This window comes from Variovorax sp. Sphag1AA, assembly GCF_014192575.1.
Taxonomy (GTDB): domain Bacteria; phylum Pseudomonadota; class Gammaproteobacteria; order Burkholderiales; family Burkholderiaceae_C; genus Variovorax.
In genome coordinates this window covers 397,574-414,153 of the sequence record NZ_JACHYC010000004.1, presented here as the reverse complement: position 1 = coordinate 414,153, position 16,580 = coordinate 397,574, and the positions used below count along the sequence as shown (strand labels likewise).

At 65.8% G+C, this 16,580-nt stretch carries 12 protein-coding genes; 5 read left to right on the top strand and 7 right to left on the bottom strand.

Annotated elements, in window-relative coordinates:
• Nucleotides 1-39: 39 nt before the first annotated feature.
• The 7 genes from FHW64_RS18035 to FHW64_RS18005 form a co-directional block, all read right to left on the bottom strand.
• On the bottom strand, nucleotides 40-1,341 hold the full coding sequence (locus tag FHW64_RS18035; protein WP_184528658.1) for a TRAP transporter large permease: 1,302 nt from the start codon (nucleotides 1,339-1,341) through the stop codon (nucleotides 40-42).
• Nucleotides 1,342-1,343: 2 nt separating this feature from the next.
• On the bottom strand, nucleotides 1,344-1,889 hold the full coding sequence (locus FHW64_RS18030) for a TRAP transporter small permease (RefSeq protein WP_184528656.1): 546 nt from the start codon (nucleotides 1,887-1,889) through the stop codon (nucleotides 1,344-1,346).
• A complete protein-coding gene (locus FHW64_RS18025) occupies nucleotides 1,889-2,935 on the bottom strand; it encodes a TRAP transporter substrate-binding protein (RefSeq protein WP_221210372.1) in 1,047 nt (348 codons plus the stop codon). The genes FHW64_RS18030 and FHW64_RS18025 overlap by 1 nt, the downstream gene beginning before the upstream one ends.
• Nucleotides 2,936-3,067: 132 nt before the next feature.
• A complete protein-coding gene (locus FHW64_RS18020) occupies nucleotides 3,068-4,672 on the bottom strand; it encodes an indolepyruvate oxidoreductase subunit beta family protein (protein ID WP_184528654.1) in 1,605 nt (534 codons plus the stop codon).
• A 5-nt stretch (nucleotides 4,673-4,677) separates the two neighbouring features.
• Nucleotides 4,678-6,831 (bottom strand): indolepyruvate ferredoxin oxidoreductase subunit alpha, encoded by a 2,154-nt coding sequence (locus FHW64_RS18015; RefSeq protein ID WP_184528653.1) that lies wholly within the window; start codon nucleotides 6,829-6,831, stop codon nucleotides 4,678-4,680.
• Between the two features lie 135 nt (nucleotides 6,832-6,966).
• The gene (locus FHW64_RS18010) at nucleotides 6,967-7,584 is read right to left on the bottom strand and encodes a c-type cytochrome (protein WP_184528652.1); all 618 of its coding nucleotides are present in this window, start codon (nucleotides 7,582-7,584) and stop codon (nucleotides 6,967-6,969) included.
• Entirely contained in the window at nucleotides 7,581-8,771 is a 1,191-nt protein-coding gene (locus FHW64_RS18005) for a sorbosone dehydrogenase family protein (protein ID WP_184528650.1), read from the bottom strand. Before FHW64_RS18005 ends, FHW64_RS18010 begins: the two co-directional genes overlap by 4 nt.
• Before the next feature lie 92 nt (nucleotides 8,772-8,863).
• Here FHW64_RS18005 and FHW64_RS18000 point away from each other — a divergent pair, with 92 nt between their 5' ends.
• The 5 genes from FHW64_RS18000 (at nucleotide 8,864) to FHW64_RS17980 (ending at nucleotide 16,524) form a co-directional block, all read left to right on the top strand.
• Nucleotides 8,864-9,775 carry a LysR family transcriptional regulator gene (locus FHW64_RS18000; protein WP_184528648.1) on the top strand — a complete coding sequence of 304 codons (912 nt, stop codon included), beginning with the start codon at nucleotides 8,864-8,866 and terminating at the stop codon, nucleotides 9,773-9,775.
• A 243-nt stretch (nucleotides 9,776-10,018) separates the two neighbouring features.
• Complete coding sequence (gene xdhA, locus FHW64_RS17995) at nucleotides 10,019-11,602, top strand: xanthine dehydrogenase small subunit (protein WP_184528646.1); 1,584 nt, start codon at nucleotides 10,019-10,021, stop codon at nucleotides 11,600-11,602.
• Between the two features lies 1 nt (nucleotide 11,603).
• Nucleotides 11,604-14,030 carry a xanthine dehydrogenase molybdopterin binding subunit gene (xdhB, locus tag FHW64_RS17990; RefSeq protein ID WP_184528644.1) on the top strand — a complete coding sequence of 809 codons (2,427 nt, stop codon included), beginning with the start codon at nucleotides 11,604-11,606 and terminating at the stop codon, nucleotides 14,028-14,030.
• 67 nt (nucleotides 14,031-14,097) lie between these two features.
• Nucleotides 14,098-15,072 (top strand): LysR family transcriptional regulator, encoded by a 975-nt coding sequence (locus tag FHW64_RS17985; protein WP_184528642.1) that lies wholly within the window; start codon nucleotides 14,098-14,100, stop codon nucleotides 15,070-15,072.
• Nucleotides 15,073-15,150: 78 nt separating this feature from the next.
• Complete coding sequence (locus FHW64_RS17980) at nucleotides 15,151-16,524, top strand: NCS2 family permease (RefSeq protein ID WP_184528640.1); 1,374 nt, start codon at nucleotides 15,151-15,153, stop codon at nucleotides 16,522-16,524.
• Nucleotides 16,525-16,580: the final 56 nt, after the last annotated feature.

Here is a 16,580-nt window from a genome sequence, read left to right as displayed (position 1 = left end):
AGCCACACGAAGTGGGCGAGGCTGGGGGTGAGCTTTGTTCTAGCCCATTCTCGTTGGGAGCCACAAGGCAATGATCGGGAACGCGATCAGGATCACCAGCCGCAGGATGTCCGTCAGGATGAACGGCAGAACGCCCTTGAAGATCGTCGTGAAACTCACGTCCTTCACCACGCTCTTGATCACGAACACGTTCATACCCACCGGCGGGTGGATCAAGCCAAGCTCCACCGTCATCACGATGATCACGCCGAACCAGATCGGATCGAAGCCCAGGTGCACGATGACCGGGTAGATGATCGGCACCGTGAGGATGATCATCGCCATCGCGTCCATCAGGCAGCCGAGCACGAGGTACATCAGCATGATGAGCGCGAGCACGCCGTAGCGTCCGATGCCGAGGCCGGTGAGGAACTCGGTGAGCTTCTGCGGACTCTGCGTGATCGTCAGGAAGTAGCCGAAGAGCAGGGCGCCGATCAGCACCGTGAACACCGCAGCCGCCGTGCGCGTGGCCGAGAGGAGCGCCTCGCGGATCTTCGGGCCGTCGAGCTTGCGCCGCAGCACCCCGAGGATGAACGCACCGCTCGCGCCCACGCCGCCGGCTTCGGTCGGTGTGAAGAAGCCGCCGTAGAGTCCGCCGATCACGAAGATGAAGAGCACCAGCGGCGCCCACACGTTCTTCAGGTCGGCCACGCGTTCCGACCACGGCTTGGCCTCGCCGCCGGGCAGCCAGCCCGGACGCACTTTGACGATCACCATGATGGTCAACACGTACATCGTCATCGCGAGAATGCCGGGCACGATGCCCGCCATGAACAGCTTGCCGATGTCCTGCTGCGTGAGGATCGCGTAGACCGCGAGCACCGTCGACGGCGGCAGGATCGCGCCCAGCGTGCCGCCCGCGGCGATCACGCCGGTGGAGAACGATTGCGGGTAGTTGAAGCGCCGCATCTCCGGATAGGCCACAGCCGAGAAAGTCGCCGCCGTGGCGACAGACGATCCGCAGATGGCCGCGAAGCCGCCGCAGGCCAGCACGGTCGCGACACCGAGGCCGCCGCGCAGGTGGCCGATCAGTGAGTTCGCGGCCTTGAAGAGCTCACGGCTCACGCCCGACACCGAGACCAGCGCACCCATCAGCATGAACATCGGGATCACGCCAAAGGTGTAGTCGGTCACGGTGCGCATCGAAGTCTGTCCGACCAGCTTGAGCGCCGGCCCGATGCCGACGATGGATGCGTAGCCTGTGACGCCGACCAGCCCCATCGCCATGCCGACCGGCACGCGCAGGAGCATCAATGCAAAAAGTGCGAAGAAGCCAAGGATGGCGATTGCATCAGTACTCATGCTTACTCGTCAGCCTTCATCTCGGGCTTCTCGTCATGTAGAAGTTCAGGGTGGAAGATCAGTCGCCAGGTGCGGATCGCGATCAGCAGCACGGCGGAAACATCGCCGAGCCAGGCCACTGCATAGAAGGGCCAGGTGGGGATGTTCATGTCGTAGGTCAGCACATGGTCGACATAGGTGGCGCGCACCTTGTCGAACAGCGTGGCGGTCTGCACCGCGACCACGAAGAGCAGCACCACGGTGGCGAAGACGTCGATCCAGCGCCTCATGCGCGGGTTCGCGGCGGTCCACACGAGGTCGACCGTGATGTGGCCGCCCCGGTAGCTCGTCGCTGCAATGCCCCAGAAGATCAGGATGCCCAGGAGCATCCGGCCGAAGTCGTACGAATCGGGGATCGAGGTGTCGAAGAACTTGCGCAACACCACTGCGAGGAAGATGTTGAGCGCGACGATCCCCACGAACAAGGCGGCGAGCCATTCGATCGCGTTGATGAAACGGTCGCCGGCCGCCCCTGTTTTCTTCGGGGCGTTGTCGCTTCCAGCCGCCATCACAGCGCCGAGTTGTACTTGACGAGGCTGGCCTTCAGCGAATCCAGCACGGCCTTCGGATCCTGGCCGACCTTCTTCACGCTCTCGGCCCACTGGGCTTCGACCGGTGCCGTGGCCTTGCGCCATGCATCGAGTTGCTCGGGCGTAAGCTTGTAGACCTCATGGCCCGACTGCGCGGCGATCTTCGCGCGGCCGCCGTATTCGAAGTCGGCCCATGGCGTAGCGACCTTTTCGGCCCACTCGCTCGTGCAGTGGTCGTCGATCACCTTCTTCTGCGCGACGGACATGCTGTCGTACTTGCTCTTGTTCATCGCCCAGACGAAAGGCGTGACGTACAGCGGCGCATCCATGTGATAGCTCACCACCTTGTCGATGCCGAAGAGCAGGATCGAGCCCCACGGGAAGGTGATCGCGTCGGCGACGCCACGCTCCAGCATGTCGCGCGATTCGGGCGCCGAGGCCTGCACGTTGGTGCCACCGAGGGAGGTCACCATCTGGCCGATGGTGCTGGTGGCCGGACGGATCTTCATGCCCTTGATGTCGGTGGGCGAGACGATCTTCTTGCGGGCGTGGAAGGTGCCGGGGTCATGCACGAAGGCGAAGCAGAACTTCACGTCCTTCATCTCGGTGGCAGCGTACTGGCGATACCACGCGTCGATCGCGGCGGAGCCGCCCTTGCCGTTGGCAAAGAGGAAGGGCAGCGATGCACCCGCCATGATCGGGAAGCGGCCCGGTTGGTAGCCCGGGTTGATGTAAGCGAAGTCGGCGATCCCGTCGCGCGCCATGTCGTAGTGGTCGAAGGCCTTGCCGAGTTGCTCCGACGGGAACAGCACCGCAGTGATGGTGCCGTTCGATGCCTTCTTGATGTCGTCCGCCCATGCCTGCAGCGACGGGTTCAGCGGATGCTGCGCCGGCACCCAGCTCGACATCTTGATCTGGACGGGTTTGTCCTGCGCCTGCACGGGGGCGCCGGCCAGCGCCAGAACCGCCGACAGGGCGAGGACGGCGCGTGTGGCGGCCGAGGGCATGAAGCGGGATGTCGACATGGATGTCTCCTTCGAAAGTGTTGTTGAAATCGTCGATGGGGTTGCGCGCGTCTTGTCTTATTTGTGCGGTGCGCAATTCAATTATTTTTTATAAGAGTCCGCGTGGTCGTAAATCGGCGTTTACCTTGAGAGTCAACGCGCATGCGACGCCGGATTGGGCGTGCGCTTCATCCAGCGGATCGGCTGCTCCTTGATGGGGCGCGGCGGCGCGCCGTGGCGCACCAGCGTGGCGTCGAGCGCGGTGCCGGCCTCGTCCTCGAGCGCTGCATTGCGCGCGGCGGCGATCGCATCGGCCCGCGCCGTGGGCGAACCATCGGGAAGCGGCGCGATCGCGAGGTGGTCGATTACGTGCAGCAGGTTGTGCTTGCCGCGTTCGTTGGTGCTGCCGTAGCCCTTGATGAGGCGACCGCACAACGCGATCTCGTGGCCCAGTCGCCAGTTCACTTGCGTGCCCTTGACGACCGCATCGAGCCAGCGGTCGATCAGCGCCTGTTCCTGCGAGAAGCGCTGTCCGCGTCGGCGCAGCCAGCGCAGCGACGCGAGCAGCCGCAAAGATGCCATGCCGAACACCGAATGGCTTCCGACCTTGAGCGGCAGCGCCCATGGCGTGGATCGCCGGCGATCCCATGCAGTCACGCGATCGGCCAGCGATGCCGGAAGCAGCGCGGCGAACTCGGGCGCACCGGGCTTGAAGTGGTCGTAGACCTTCACGATGTCTTCGTCGCCTGCCTTGACCTCTTCGCGCACGCGCTGCGCACGGCTCGCGCGGCTCTTGAGTTCCGCGACGCGCACGATGTCGTCGAAGGCCATCCACAGGGCGAGCCAGCGCGCCATTTCGCGCGTGATGGCGAAGGATTGCGCGCCCGCCGGGTCAACAGCGCGTTCCGCCGCGAGCACCTTCTGTAGTCGATCCACATAGAGCTGCGCGTAGTCCGCATCCTGGTAGTCCAGCACGCGGGCATGTCCGAGCGCGAGCATGTCTTGCACCGCCGGCGGAAACAGACTTGCGACGGCCTGCGGCAATCCGCTCGTGATGGGCGCTTCGTCCTTCGATCCAGCGAGCAGGCCGGTGACCATGGCGGCCTGCTGGCGCGGCGTGTTGACTGCGTCGAAAGCCTTGGAGAAGCCACGCAGACTGGCCTCGGCCATCTTGCTGACCTTGTCGCCCTTTCCGCGAACGACCTCTTCGTACGCTTCGCGCGGGAACGGATAGAGCCCGCTGCCGGCAATCGCGCCGAGCATCACGGCACTCACCACGGTGCCCGCGTCGCGCGCGGCGGCGCCCATGTCGAACACGTGATGTTCGCGGCTGAAGGCTTTCACCACATCGAGCAGCCGCTGTGCATCGGCACGGCCGTCGCCGAGCTGCATGCGCTCGGCTGTGGTGAGTGTGCGGCTCGACGACGTGATGACGAGCGTGCGCTGCGGCGTGCTCATGCCGTTGCCGATCTGGCGCGTGGTTTCGAGCAGCTCCGACGACACGATCGCATCGAGCGCGCCCGGCACGGGGCTCAGGCTGAACACGGGCCGCCGACCGCCGAGTTCGGCGAGCGGCACCGGAAAGACTTCGACGTAGTAGGTGGTCGCGCCGGTGCGCTGCGCGACGCCGGGGATCGAGGTGCTCTGCGCCGCATAGCCGGCATGGCGCGCGATGTCGACCAGCCATTCGGTCAGGACGCCGCCGCCTTCACCGCCGAGTGCGCAGATGAGGAGGGTGATGGGTTGTGTGCGGTTCATGTTCGTCATGCGGGCTGAAGGGCGCGGACGATCGTGCCGCGCAGGCTGTGCAGCAGCCGTTCATGCCACTTGGGGTTCTGCACCACCTCGGCGCGATAGAAGCTCGGGCACAGCGTGGCCGCGTGTGCGTTGGCGCCGCACAGCCCGCAGCCCACGCAGCCGTCGATTACCACCGCCACCGGATCCACCTTCAGCGGATCGGGGTTGTCCTTGATCGTCAACGTCGGGCAGCCCGACAGGCGGATGCACGCATGGTCGCCATTGCACACGTCCTCGTCGACGCCGTACTTCACGCGCACCACGCGCTGGCCCTGGCGAAGCAGGCTCGCAATCCAGGGCTTGATGCGGCGCTGCCGCTCCAGTTGGCATTCGCCCTCCGCGATGATCACCTTCAGGCCGTTGAAGCTGCTCGTGAAGGCCTCGTTGAGCGTCTTGCGCATCTTGTCCACGTCGTAGGTGTGGACGGTGCGCATCCACTGCACGCCGAGGCCCTTCAGCGTGGATTCGATCGTCTGGTTCTTGTCGACCAGGCTCTGCTGCTTGTCGACCGCATGCGCCTTCACTTCATCGTCGGGCGTGGAGATGATGTCCTGCGTGCCGGTCGCCGAGGTGTAGCCGTTCTTGAAGATCATCAGCACCGCGTCGTCGCCGTTGAAGAGTGCGCTCTGCACGCCGGTGAGCAGTCCGTTGTGCCAGAAGCCGCCGTCGCCCATGATCGACAGCACGCGTCGCTGCATCATCGGCGACACGCCCGCGCGGCTTGCGAGGCTCATGCCGTAGCCCAGGATCGAATGGCCCATCGAGAAGGGCTCGAAAGTTCCAAAGGCGTGGCAGCCGATGTCCGCGGCGATGTGGACCGGCCCGCTGTCCTGCTGCGCGAGCTTGAGCGCGGAGAACACCGGGCGCTCGGGGCAGCCGATGCAGAAGCTCGGCGGGCGGTTGGGCAACGGGGTTTCGAGCTTCGCTGCGACGGCGGCCCGGCGATCGCGGTTGCCGGTGAGCCAGCCTTGCGCCGAATCCTGCGCGTGGTCCGGCAGATGGCGCTGCACGAAGGTCGCGAGTCCGCCCGACAGCGCCTCGACGCCGAGCTCGCCCGCGGGCGGAAGCATGTCGCAGCCGTGCAGCGCAGTCTGGATGTCGCGACGGCGCAGCAGGGTGGCGATTTCCTGCTCGATGTACTCGGGCTGGCCTTCCTCGACCACCAGCACCGCGCGCTTGCCGACGCAGAAGTCCGCGACTTCTTCCGGCACCAGCGGATAGGTGACGTTGAGCACCAGCAGTGGAATGTCGGTCGCGCCAAAGGCATCGGCGAGCCCGAGTTGCTGCAGGCTGCGAATGAGGGCGTTGTAGAGCCCGCCCTGCACCACGATGCCGAGTTCGGTGTGCTTGCCTGGCATCAGCTCGTTGAGCTTGTGCTCGGCGATGTATCGCCGCGCGGCGGGCAGCCGTTCTTCGCCCTTGAGCTTTTCATGGCGGAAGGTGACTGGCGGATGCGCGAGGCGCATGTAGTCGAAGCCGGCGGGCTCTTCGATCAGTGCGCGCGTGGAGACCGCAGGGGCCAGGTTGTCCTTGCATTCGAAGCTGCCGCGTACATGGCAGGTGCGGATGCGCAGTTCCATGATGCAGGGCATGTTGGACTGCTCGGAGAGGCGAAAGCCATGCTCGACCATGTTCACCATCACGCCGAGATCGGGGCGCGGATCGAGCAGGCACATGCTCGACTTGAGCGCGTAGGCATGCGTGCGCTCCTGGATCACCGAAGCGCCTTCGCCGTAGTCCTCGCCGACAACGATCAACACGCCGCCGCGCACGCCGGGCGACGAGAGGTTCGAGAGCGCATCGGCGGCCACGTTGGTGCCGACGATCGACTTCCAGGTGACTGCGCCGCGAAGTGGATAGTGGATCGATGCGCCGAGCATCGCTGCCGCCGAAGCCTCGTTGGAACAGGCTTCGACGTGCACGCCGAGTTCGTCCATGTACGGCTTGGCCTGCACCATGACATCGAGCAGGTGCGACACCGGCGCGCCCTGGTAGCCGCCGACGTAGGCCACGCCGGATTGCAGCAGGCCTTTGGTGATGGCGAGGATGCCCTCGCCGTGAAAGGTATCGCCGGCGCCGAGGCGTAGCGCTTCGATTTCCTTGCTAAACGAAACTTCCAACTGTCTTACTCCATAAAGATGTGCATGTGCGCGCGCCTTCCAGGGCACCCGCGGAACCGGCTTTGCCGGGCCGCCGGGTGCGCCCCCTTGAGGGGGTGTCCGAGCCACACGAAGTGGGCGAGGCTGGGGGTGGGCCTATTTCACCCTTGCGATGTAGTAGGCGAGGGTGTCGAGGTCCTCTGGCGCGATGCCGTTCAGCGCTTCGGTCATCGCCATCGTGTAGCCCGGCCGCTTGCCGGAGCGGAATTCACGTAGCGTCATCTGCAAATAGTCTTCTTTCTGCTGCGCGAGGCGCGCCACCTGCTGACCGCCGCTGAAGTCGGCGCCGTGGCACATCGCGCACTTGTATTGCTGCGCGAGTGCCTGCCCCTTCGTCATGCGTGCCGCATCGGGCTGCGTGGCCGGCGGCGGCGCGGGCACCGGCGGCAGCGTGGCGATGAACTCCGAAAAGCCGCGCATGTCCTGGTCGCTCATGGTCTTGGCGACCGCGGTCATGGCTTCGTTGGATCGGCGGCCCTCCCTGAAAAGAAAGAGCTGCGTGATTGCGTAGAACGAGTGCTGGCCGGCCAGCACGGGTGTTCCGGGCATGTCGCTTCGCCCGTTGGCTCCGTGACAGGCCGCGCACAGCGCCGCGTAGCGCTGTGCGTAGCTGCCCGCCCCGCCCTGCGTGCCCTGGGCGCTCGCGGGAGCCCCCGCGAGCCACAGGAGAGCGGCTGTCGCTGCGATGGTGGCGTGTCTTGCGGCGCCCCTCATTTGCCGTAGCTGATCCGGTAGATCGCACCGGCGTGGTCGTCGCTCACCAGCATCGAGCCATCCTTCATGATCAGGAAGTCCACCGGGCGGCCGAGGTAGCTGTTGTTCTCGACGAAGCCGGTCATGAAGGGTTCGACCTTGGCGCCGCCCTTGCCGTCCGGCCATGCGACCGAGATATCGGCGTACTTGACGGTGCGGTTCCACGGGCCGTGGCGCGCGATGAACATCGCGCCCTGGTACTTGGCCGGGAACATCTTGCCGTTGTAGAACTTCAGCCCCAGCGACCCGGCGTGCGGGCCGAGCAGTGCGTTCGGCTTCTTGTAGTCGGCGCAGTTCTTGCCCCAGCCGAATTCAGGATCGGGGATGTTGCCCTGGTGGCAGTACGGATAGCCGAAGTGCTGGTTCGGACCCGTCACCTCGTTGAGCTCGTCGTTCGGCAGTTCTTCGCTGAGCCAGTCGCGGCCGTTGTCGGTGAACCAGAGGTGGCCCGTCTTCGGATCGAAATCGAAGCCCACCGTGTTGCGAACGCCCGAGGCAACCGTTTCCATGTTGCTGCCGTCGAGGTTCATCCGGTAGAGCTTGGCGTATTCGCCCGGATCGCAGATGTTGCAGGGCGCGCCGATCTCGAAGTAGAGCTTGTTGTCGCGAATGCGCAGGAACTTCCAGCTGTGGTCTCCTCCTCCCGGTAGCTTGTCGTAGATGGTGGTCGGCGTGCCGAGGTTGTCGAGCTTGCCGTCGACGTTGTCGTAGCGGTAGATGTGGGTGTTGGTCGCGAGGAAGAGCGAGCCGTTCTGGTACTCGATGCCCGTCGCGAAAGGCATCTTGTCGATGATGACCTTGGCCTCATGCTTGCCCTTCTCTGGGATCGCGTAGACCTTGTTGCCCACGAAGAGGGTGCTGACGAGGATGTTGTCGTTGGGGCCTTGACGGAGACCCCGCGCGTCGAGCACGCCCGAAGCCCAGGTCTCGACCTTGAAGCCCGGCGGCAGCTTGAATTTCTTGGTCGGGAGCTGGTCGACCGCCGTCGGGATCGGGAATGCGGGCACCGGCGCCATCTTCATGGCGGTGTCGGTCTTGGGCCGGCCCTTGGCCCAGCCGGGCTCTTCGGCCGGTTGCTGCTGAGCCCATGCGACGGTCGCCGCGCAAAGCAGAGCGGCGACGGCCGCTTGCTGACGGATCTTTGCCATGTCATGTCTCCTTCTCGTTGTGGGGCTTGATGCCACCCGGGAGTGTGCGAGACCGGTGCGCGCCCTTCAATAAAATAATCGAGCTAAGCAATATGAACGCCATGCATATCGATGCCATCGACCTCAATCTGCTGCGTCTCTTCGACGCCGTCTATCGCGCGCGCAGCGTGAGCAAGGCGGCCGAATTGCTGGGCCTCACCCAGCCTGCGGCCAGCCACGGACTCGGCCGGCTGCGCCTGCTGCTCAAGGACGCGCTCTTCATCCGCGCCCCGGGCGGCGTGGCGCCCACGCCGCGTGCCGAGCGCCTCGCGCGTGCGGTGCAGTCGGCGTTGGGGACGCTCGAGGAAGCGCTCAGCGAGCCCGATCGCTTCGAGCCCACCGAATCGCGCAAGACCTTCCGCATCCACATGAGCGATATCGGCGAAGGCCGCTTCCTGCCAGCGCTGATGGCGCGGCTCGGCGAACTCTCGCCGGGCGTGCGGCTGGAGACGCTGCCGCTCCTGCCGAGCGAGATCGCGCCCGCGCTCGACAGCGGCCGCATCGACTTCGCCTTCGGCTTCCTGCCCAAGGTGCGCGACACCCAGCGCGTCATGCTGCTCAAGGACCGCTACATCGTGCTGTTGCGAAAGGGCCATCCCTTCGCACGGGCACGGCGCACCGGGCAGGCCATGCTCGAGACGCTGCGCAAGCTCGAATACGTGGCAGTGCGTACCCATGCCGAGACCATCCGGATCCTCCAGCTCCTCAACCTGGAAGACCGCGTGCGGCTCACCACCGAGCACTTCATGGTGCTGCCGGCCATCGTCCGCGAGACCGACCTTGCCGTGGTGATGCCCCGCAACATCGCGCGCGGCTTCGCGGAAGAGGGCCACTACGCCATCGTCGAACCGGCCTTTCCACTGCGCGATTTCACCGTCTCGCTGCACTGGAGCAAGCGTTTCGAGGCCGATCCGGCAAACCGCTGGCTGCGCGAAGTGATCAAGGACCTTTTCATAGAGAGGTGACCGGCGCTGAATCACTGCGCCCAGCCCAGGAACCCCGCGGAACCGGCTCCGCCGGGCCGCCGGGGTTGCCCCCTGGAAGGGGGTGTCAGAGCCACACGCAGTGGGCGAGGCTGGGGGTGAGCTCGGGTTTACCCGGGCCCCTCATACCTCCCACCACATAGCCGATATGGGCATGCCCATATGCATCGAGGGCATTAAAGGAATAACTTCCGTCTGGCCCGATTCTTGATCGCCCCCACGAGCATGAGCATGACAACGAGTACGCAACCCATCCAGTTTTTCCACCGCGGCAGGATCGTCGACATCAGCGGCGTGCACCCGACCCGTTCGGTGCTCGACTGGCTGCGCGAGGACGCCCGCTGCACCGGCACCAAGGAAGGCTGCAACGAGGGCGATTGCGGTGCATGCACCGTGGTGATCGGCGAGCTGGCCGAGCCGGGCGAGAAGGGCGCGATCGGCGGGCTGCGTTTGCAAACGGTGAACGCCTGCATCCAGTTCCTTCCGACCTTGCACGGCAAGGCGCTTTTCACGGTCGAGGACCTGAAGGCCCAATGCGGCCACGGCCATGACGCACAGCAGCATGACAAGCACCCGGTGCAGCGCCTGCATCCGGTCCAGCAGGCGATGGTCGACTGTCACGGCTCGCAGTGCGGCTTCTGCACCCCGGGCTTCGTGATGTCGCTGTGGTCGACCTACGAACACCACCAGGAAGGCCAGACGCGCCCGACGCGGCAGCAGCTGGCCGACGACCTGTCGGGCAACCTGTGCCGCTGCACCGGCTACCGGCCGATCCTCGACGCCGGTCAGCGCATGTTCGATTTGCCGGCGACGCGCCTCGACACGAAGCCGGTTGTGGAGGCGCTGACTGCGCTGAAGCACGAGAGCACCTTCGACTACGCCGCGCCGCTGGGCCAGCGGCTCGACCATTTCCATGCGCCCACCACGCTGGACGAGCTCGCCGCGCTGCGCCAGGCCAAGCCGGCGGCGCAGTTGCTCGCCGGCTCGACCGACGTCGGCCTGTGGGTCAACAAGCAGTTCCGCGACCTCGGCGACATCATCTATATCGGCGACGTGGCGGAGATGAAGACGATCGAGGAGCGCACGGATGAGCTCTACCTCGGCGCGGGCGCTTCGCTTGAATCTGCCTTCGCGGCGCTCGTGCGGCGTGTTCCGAGCCTGACCGACGTGTGGCTGCGCTTTGCCTCGCCGCCCATCCGCAATGCGGGCACCATCGGCGGCAATGTCGCCAACGGCTCGCCGATCGGCGATTCGCCGCCGGTGCTGATGTCGCTCGATGCCGAGATCGAATTGCGCCGCGGCAGCGATGTGCGCCGCATGCCGCTGCCGGACTTCTATATCGACTACATGAAGAATCGCCTGGAGCCGGGCGAGTTCGTGCAGGGCCTCGCGATTCCCAAGGCCGCGCTGGCGCGGCAGGTGCGTGCCTACAAGATCAGCAAGCGTTTCGACTGCGACATCTCGGCGCTGTGCGCCGGCTTCGCGATCGATCTCGACGGTGACGTGGTGAAGGAAGTGCGCCTCGCTTTCGGCGGAATGGCCGCGACCGTCACGCGTGCCGCGAATGCCGAGGCCGCGCTTGTCGGCAAGCCGTGGACGCAAGCCACAGTCAACGCCGCCAAGCTGGCGCTGGCCAAGGATTTCACGCCGCTGACCGACATGCGCGCGAGCGCCGATTACCGCCTGCAAGTGGCGCAGAACCTGCTGCAGCGCCTGTGGCTGGAAACGCGCACGACCGACCCGCTGCCGGTCGAAGCCACCAGCGTGTGGAGCGTGATGCCGCATGCCGTCGCCGTGGAAGGAGCCTGACATGAACAAGCCGATCGATCCGAAGCTCTTCAAGTCGGCCGAGGCCTTTGCCGACTACGTCTCCAATGCCGCCGCGCGCATCGACGTGAACGCGGAAGCCAAGGCGCATGGCGACGGCGCGCGCGTGGGTATCAGTCGCCCGCACGAGTCGGCCGCGCTGCACGTTGCGGGCGAGGCGACCTACATTGACGACATTCCCGAACTCGCGGGCACGCTGCATTGCGCGCTGGGCCTGTCGCCGGTGGCGAACGGCCGGCTCAAGGGCATGAACCTCGAAGCGATCCGCGCCATGCCGGGCGTGGTTGCGGTGTTGACCGCAGCGGACATCCCGGGTAGCAATGACTGCGGTTCGATCATTCATGACGACCCGATCCTCTGCAGCGGCGACATCCGCTACATGGGCCAGCCGGTCTTCGCGGTGATCGGCGAGACCCGCGACGCCGCCCGCCGCGCTGCCGCACGCGCCAAGGCGGCGCTCGACATCGAGGTTGCTCCGCCGGTGCTCACGCCACAGGAAGCGCACGCGAAAGAGCAGTACGTCGTACCGCCGATGCACCTCGTGCGCAACACCGACGAAGGCGGCGCCAAGGCCGCGATCGCGAAGGCGCCGCACCGGCTCAAGGCGCAACTCGACGTCGGTGGGCAGGAGCAGTTCTATCTGGAAGGCCAGATCAGCTACGCCATCCCGAAGGAAGGCGGCGCGATGCATGTGTATTGCTCGACGCAGCATCCGAGCGAGATGCAGCACTTGGTCGCGCATGCGCTGCACCTGCATGCCAACGAGGTCCACGTCGAATGCCGTCGCATGGGCGGCGGCTTCGGCGGCAAGGAATCGCAGTCGGCACTCTTCGCCTGCGTGGCGTCGGTGGCGGCAAACAAGCTCAAGCGGCCGGTCAAGCTGCGGCTGGATCGCGATGATGACTTCATGATCACCGGCCGCCGGCACTGCTTCTGGTACGAATACGAAGTCGGCTACGACGACGAAGGCCGGCTGCTCGGTGCCGAGATCACGATGGTGTCCCGCGCCGGCCACTCGGCCGACCTGTCCGGCCCGGTGATGACACGCGCGCTGTGCCACTTCGACAACGCCTACTGGCTGCCGAACGTGGAGATGCACGGCTTCTCGGGCAAGACCAACACGCAGAGCAACACCGCGTTCCGCGGCTTCGGCGGCCCCCAGGGCGCGATCGCGATGGAGAACATCCTCGACAGCGTGGCCCGCGAACTGGGGCGCGATCCGCTGGATGTGCGTCGCGTCAACTTCTACGGCAAGACGGAGAACAACGTGACGCCGTACGGCCAGACGGTGGTCGACAACGTCATCCACGAACTGGTGGCCGACCTGGAATCCAGCAGTGACTACCGCGTGCGCCGGGAGGAGATCGAGGCGTTCAATGCGACGAGCCCGGTGCTCAAGCGCGGCATCGCGCTGGCGCCGCTCAAGTTCGGCATCTCGTTCAACGTCAAGCACTTCAACCAGGCCGGCGCGCTGGTCCATGTCTACAACGACGGCTCGATCCTGGTGAACCACGGCGGCACCGAAATGGGGCAGGGCCTGAACACCAAGGTGGCGCAGGTGGTGTCTCATGAGCTGGGCGTCAGCTTCGAGTGCGTCCGCGTCACCGCAACCGACACGACGAAGGTCGCCAACACCTCGGCCACCGCGGCTTCCACCGGTGCCGACCTGAACGGCAAGGCCGCGCAAGACGCCGCGCGGCAGATCCGCGAACGGCTGGCTGCGTGTGCTGCGGCGCGGCATGGCGGCGATGCATCGGCGGTGCGCTTTGCCAACGACAAGGTCGAGGTCAACGGCCGTACGCTGCCTTTCGCGACGGTCGTGGGCGAGGCCTACCTCGATCGCGTGCAACTGTGGTCCGACGGCTTCTACGCCACGCCCGGCCTGAGCTGGGACAAGGACAAGATGCAGGGTCGCCCGTTCTTCTACTTCGCCTATGGCGCGGCGGTGAGCGAAGTGATCGTCGACACGCTCACCGGCGAATGGAAGCTGCTGCGCGCCGACATCCTGCACGACGCCGGCAAGTCGCTGAACCCGGCGGTGGACATCGGCCAGGTCGAAGGCGCCTTCATTCAGGGCATGGGCTGGCTCACGACTGAGGAGCTGGTGTGGCACCCGAAGACCGGCTTGCTGACCACCCACGCGCCGAGCACCTACAAGATCCCGACCGCCAATGACTGCCCGCCGGTCCTGAACGTGCGGCTGTACGAAGGCCAGAACTTCGAGGATTCGATCCACCGCAGCAAGGCCGTCGGCGAGCCGCCGCTCCTGCTGCCGTTCTCGGTGTTCTTCGCGATCCGCGATGCGGTGTCGTCGGTGGGCGACCACAAGGTCGATCCGCCGCTGCGCGCGCCGGCGACCAGCGAGTCGATCCTGCGTGCCATCACCGCGGTGCAAAACGCGGCCGCCTGAGGGCGCTTCATGTAGCGGCGCGCTGTCTGTATAACTGCCCGCATCTTCCAGACCATTGCGGGCAGTCATGAGAGACCAGGCGCTACTCGACAAGATCGATCTCCACCTTATTCGGGTCCTACACACCGTGCTTACCGATCGCAGCGTTTCGCGCGCGGCCATCCGATTGGGGATGTACCAGCCCGCCGTGTCGGCCGCCCTCAAGCGGCTGCGCGAGCTCTCGGGCGACCCGCTGCTGGTGCGCTCCGGGTCGGGCATGGTGCCGACCGATGCGGGGCTGCGCATGATCGAGCCCGCGGCGGCGATCCTTCGCTCGGCCGAGATGCTGTTCAGCGACGCGCGCGGCTTCGATCCGCAGACCGCGCAGACCACCTTCCGCATCGCCGCGAGCGACTACATGGACCCGCTCTTCCTGCCGCAGCTCGTCGCGCGCATCAAGAGCCAGGCGCCGATGTGCCATATCGAGATCCATCCGCTGTCGTCCGATTCGGACTACCACGCGCACCTCTCGCTGGGGCAGGTGGACGTGGTGATCGGCAACTGGCTCAAGCCGCCGGAAGACCTGCATATGGCGCGGCTCTTCGGCGACGACATCGTCTCGCTGGTCAACAAGGACCATCCGGCGGTGCGGCGCGGCTGGGATTTCGAAAGCTGGCTGGCCGCCGAGCATGTCGCGCCGACGGCCACGCACCCCGGCGCGCGCGGGATCATCGACCAGATGCTCGACGAGATGGGCCGGCAGCGGAACATCACCGCGCGCTGCGCGCACTTCGGGTTGATCCCGGACATGGTGGCGTCGAGCCTGCTGGTGCTCACCACGGGACGCCAGTACTGCGAGCGCTACGTCGACCGGCTGCCGGTCGCGATCCTCGAATGCCCCGTGCCGCTGCCGCGCCTCATGTACTACCAGCTCTGGCACGAGCGCACGCATTCGTCGAGCTCGGCGCGCTGGCTGCGCGAGCGGACCAAGGAAGTGGCCGCGTCCCTGCGGCCGGCGGCGGCTGCCGCCGCCAATGCCACCGCCGCGAGCGGCACCGGATAGATCTGGATTGATTCGCGCCGGCGTCGCGAAGCAGCACGAACCCACGCCATCGACCCATAAAGACTCGGAGACAAGACGATGAACCGGACAGACCAAGTGCTCGACCTCGGCGGGCAGGACCTCTCACGACAGCGCACTTCGCGCGCCTCGAAAAGCTGGGCCGAACGCCTCTTCAAGCTCGAGGAACACGGCACGACCGTGCGCACCGAGATCGTGGCGGGGCTCACGACCTTCCTCACGATGGCCTACATCATCTTCGTGAACCCGACGATCCTCGGGGACGCGGGCATGCCGAAGGACGCGGTGTTCGTCGCCACCTGTCTGATCGCGGCGCTCGGCACGGGGATCATGGCGCTCTATGCCAACTACCCGATCGCGCTCGCGCCGGGGATGGGGCTCAACGCGTACTTCGCCTATGTGGTGGTGCTGCAGATGGGCTTCACATGGCAGGCCGCGCTGGGCGCGGTGTTCATCTCGGGGTGCCTCTTCCTGCTGGTCACCGTGTTCAAGATCCGGGAGCTGATCATCAAGGGCATCCCGCATTCGATACGGGTCGCGATCACGGTCGGTATCGGGCTTTTCCTCGCGATCATCGCGCTCAAGAGCGCCGGCATCGTCGCGCCCTCGAAGGCGACCTACATCACGCTCGGTGACCTGCATACGCCGCAGGTGGTCCTGGCGACCATCGGCTTCTTCCTGATCGTGGTGCTCGACCGCCTCAAGGTGCCGGGCGCGATCCTGATCGGGATCGTCACGGTGACGGTGCTCTCGTTCTTCTTTGCGGGCAACACCTTCCACGGCATCTTCGCGGCGCCGCCGTCGATCGCGCCGACCTTCCTGCAGCTGGACATCAAGGCGGCGCTCTCGGGCGGCATCCTCAACGTGGTCCTGGTCTTCTTCCTGGTCGAACTGTTCGACGCGACCGGCACGCTGATGGGCGTGGCACGCCGTGCGGGCCTGCTGGTGCCGGGACGGATGGACCGCCTGAACAAGTCGCTCTTGGCTGATAGCGGCGCGATCTTCGCGGGCTCGCTGCTCGGCACGTCGAGCACCACCGCGTATGTCGAAAGCGCCGCGGGTGTGCAAGCCGGCGGCCGCACTGGCCTGACCGCGCTCACGGTGGCGGTGCTGTTCCTTGCCGCGCTGGTCATCTCGCCGCTCGCCGGCGCGGTGCCGGCCTATGCGACTGCGCCTGCGCTGTTCTTCGTGGCATGTTTGATGCTCAAGGAACTGACCGAACTGGAATGGGAGGAAACGACAGAGGTCGTGCCCGCCGTCGTGACGGCGCTGACCATGCCCTTCACCTATTCCATCGCCAACGGGCTGGCGTTCGGCTTCATCTCGTACGCGGTGCTGAAGCTGTTCACCGGCCAAGCCAAGCAGGTGCACTGGATGGTGTGGCTGATCGGCGGCGTGTTCCTCTTCAAGTTCATCTACATCGGAGGCCATTGAAGCCGTCCGGCACGGACGAACTGACGAGACAATAGGCGATCGCCGAGAGGCGGTTC

Coding starts and splice junctions, on each gene's coding strand:
- FHW64_RS18035 (WP_184528658.1), bottom strand. CDS start 1,341: ATGAGTACTGATGCAATCGCCATCCTTGGCTTCTTCGCACTTTTTGCA.
- FHW64_RS18030 (WP_184528656.1), bottom strand. CDS start 1,889: ATGGCGGCTGGAAGCGACAACGCCCCGAAGAAAACAGGGGCGGCCGGC.
- FHW64_RS18025 (WP_221210372.1), bottom strand. CDS start 2,935: ATGTCGACATCCCGCTTCATGCCCTCGGCCGCCACACGCGCCGTCCTC.
- FHW64_RS18020 (WP_184528654.1), bottom strand. CDS start 4,672: ATGAACCGCACACAACCCATCACCCTCCTCATCTGCGCACTCGGCGGT.
- FHW64_RS18010 (WP_184528652.1), bottom strand. CDS start 7,584: ATGAGGGGCGCCGCAAGACACGCCACCATCGCAGCGACAGCCGCTCTC.
- FHW64_RS18005 (WP_184528650.1), bottom strand. CDS start 8,771: ATGGCAAAGATCCGTCAGCAAGCGGCCGTCGCCGCTCTGCTTTGCGCG.
- FHW64_RS18000 (WP_184528648.1), top strand. CDS start 8,864: ATGAACGCCATGCATATCGATGCCATCGACCTCAATCTGCTGCGTCTC.
- xdhA (WP_184528646.1), top strand. CDS start 10,019: ATGAGCATGACAACGAGTACGCAACCCATCCAGTTTTTCCACCGCGGC.
- xdhB (WP_184528644.1), top strand. CDS start 11,604: ATGAACAAGCCGATCGATCCGAAGCTCTTCAAGTCGGCCGAGGCCTTT.
- FHW64_RS17985 (WP_184528642.1), top strand. CDS start 14,098: ATGAGAGACCAGGCGCTACTCGACAAGATCGATCTCCACCTTATTCGG.
- FHW64_RS17980 (WP_184528640.1), top strand. CDS start 15,151: ATGAACCGGACAGACCAAGTGCTCGACCTCGGCGGGCAGGACCTCTCA.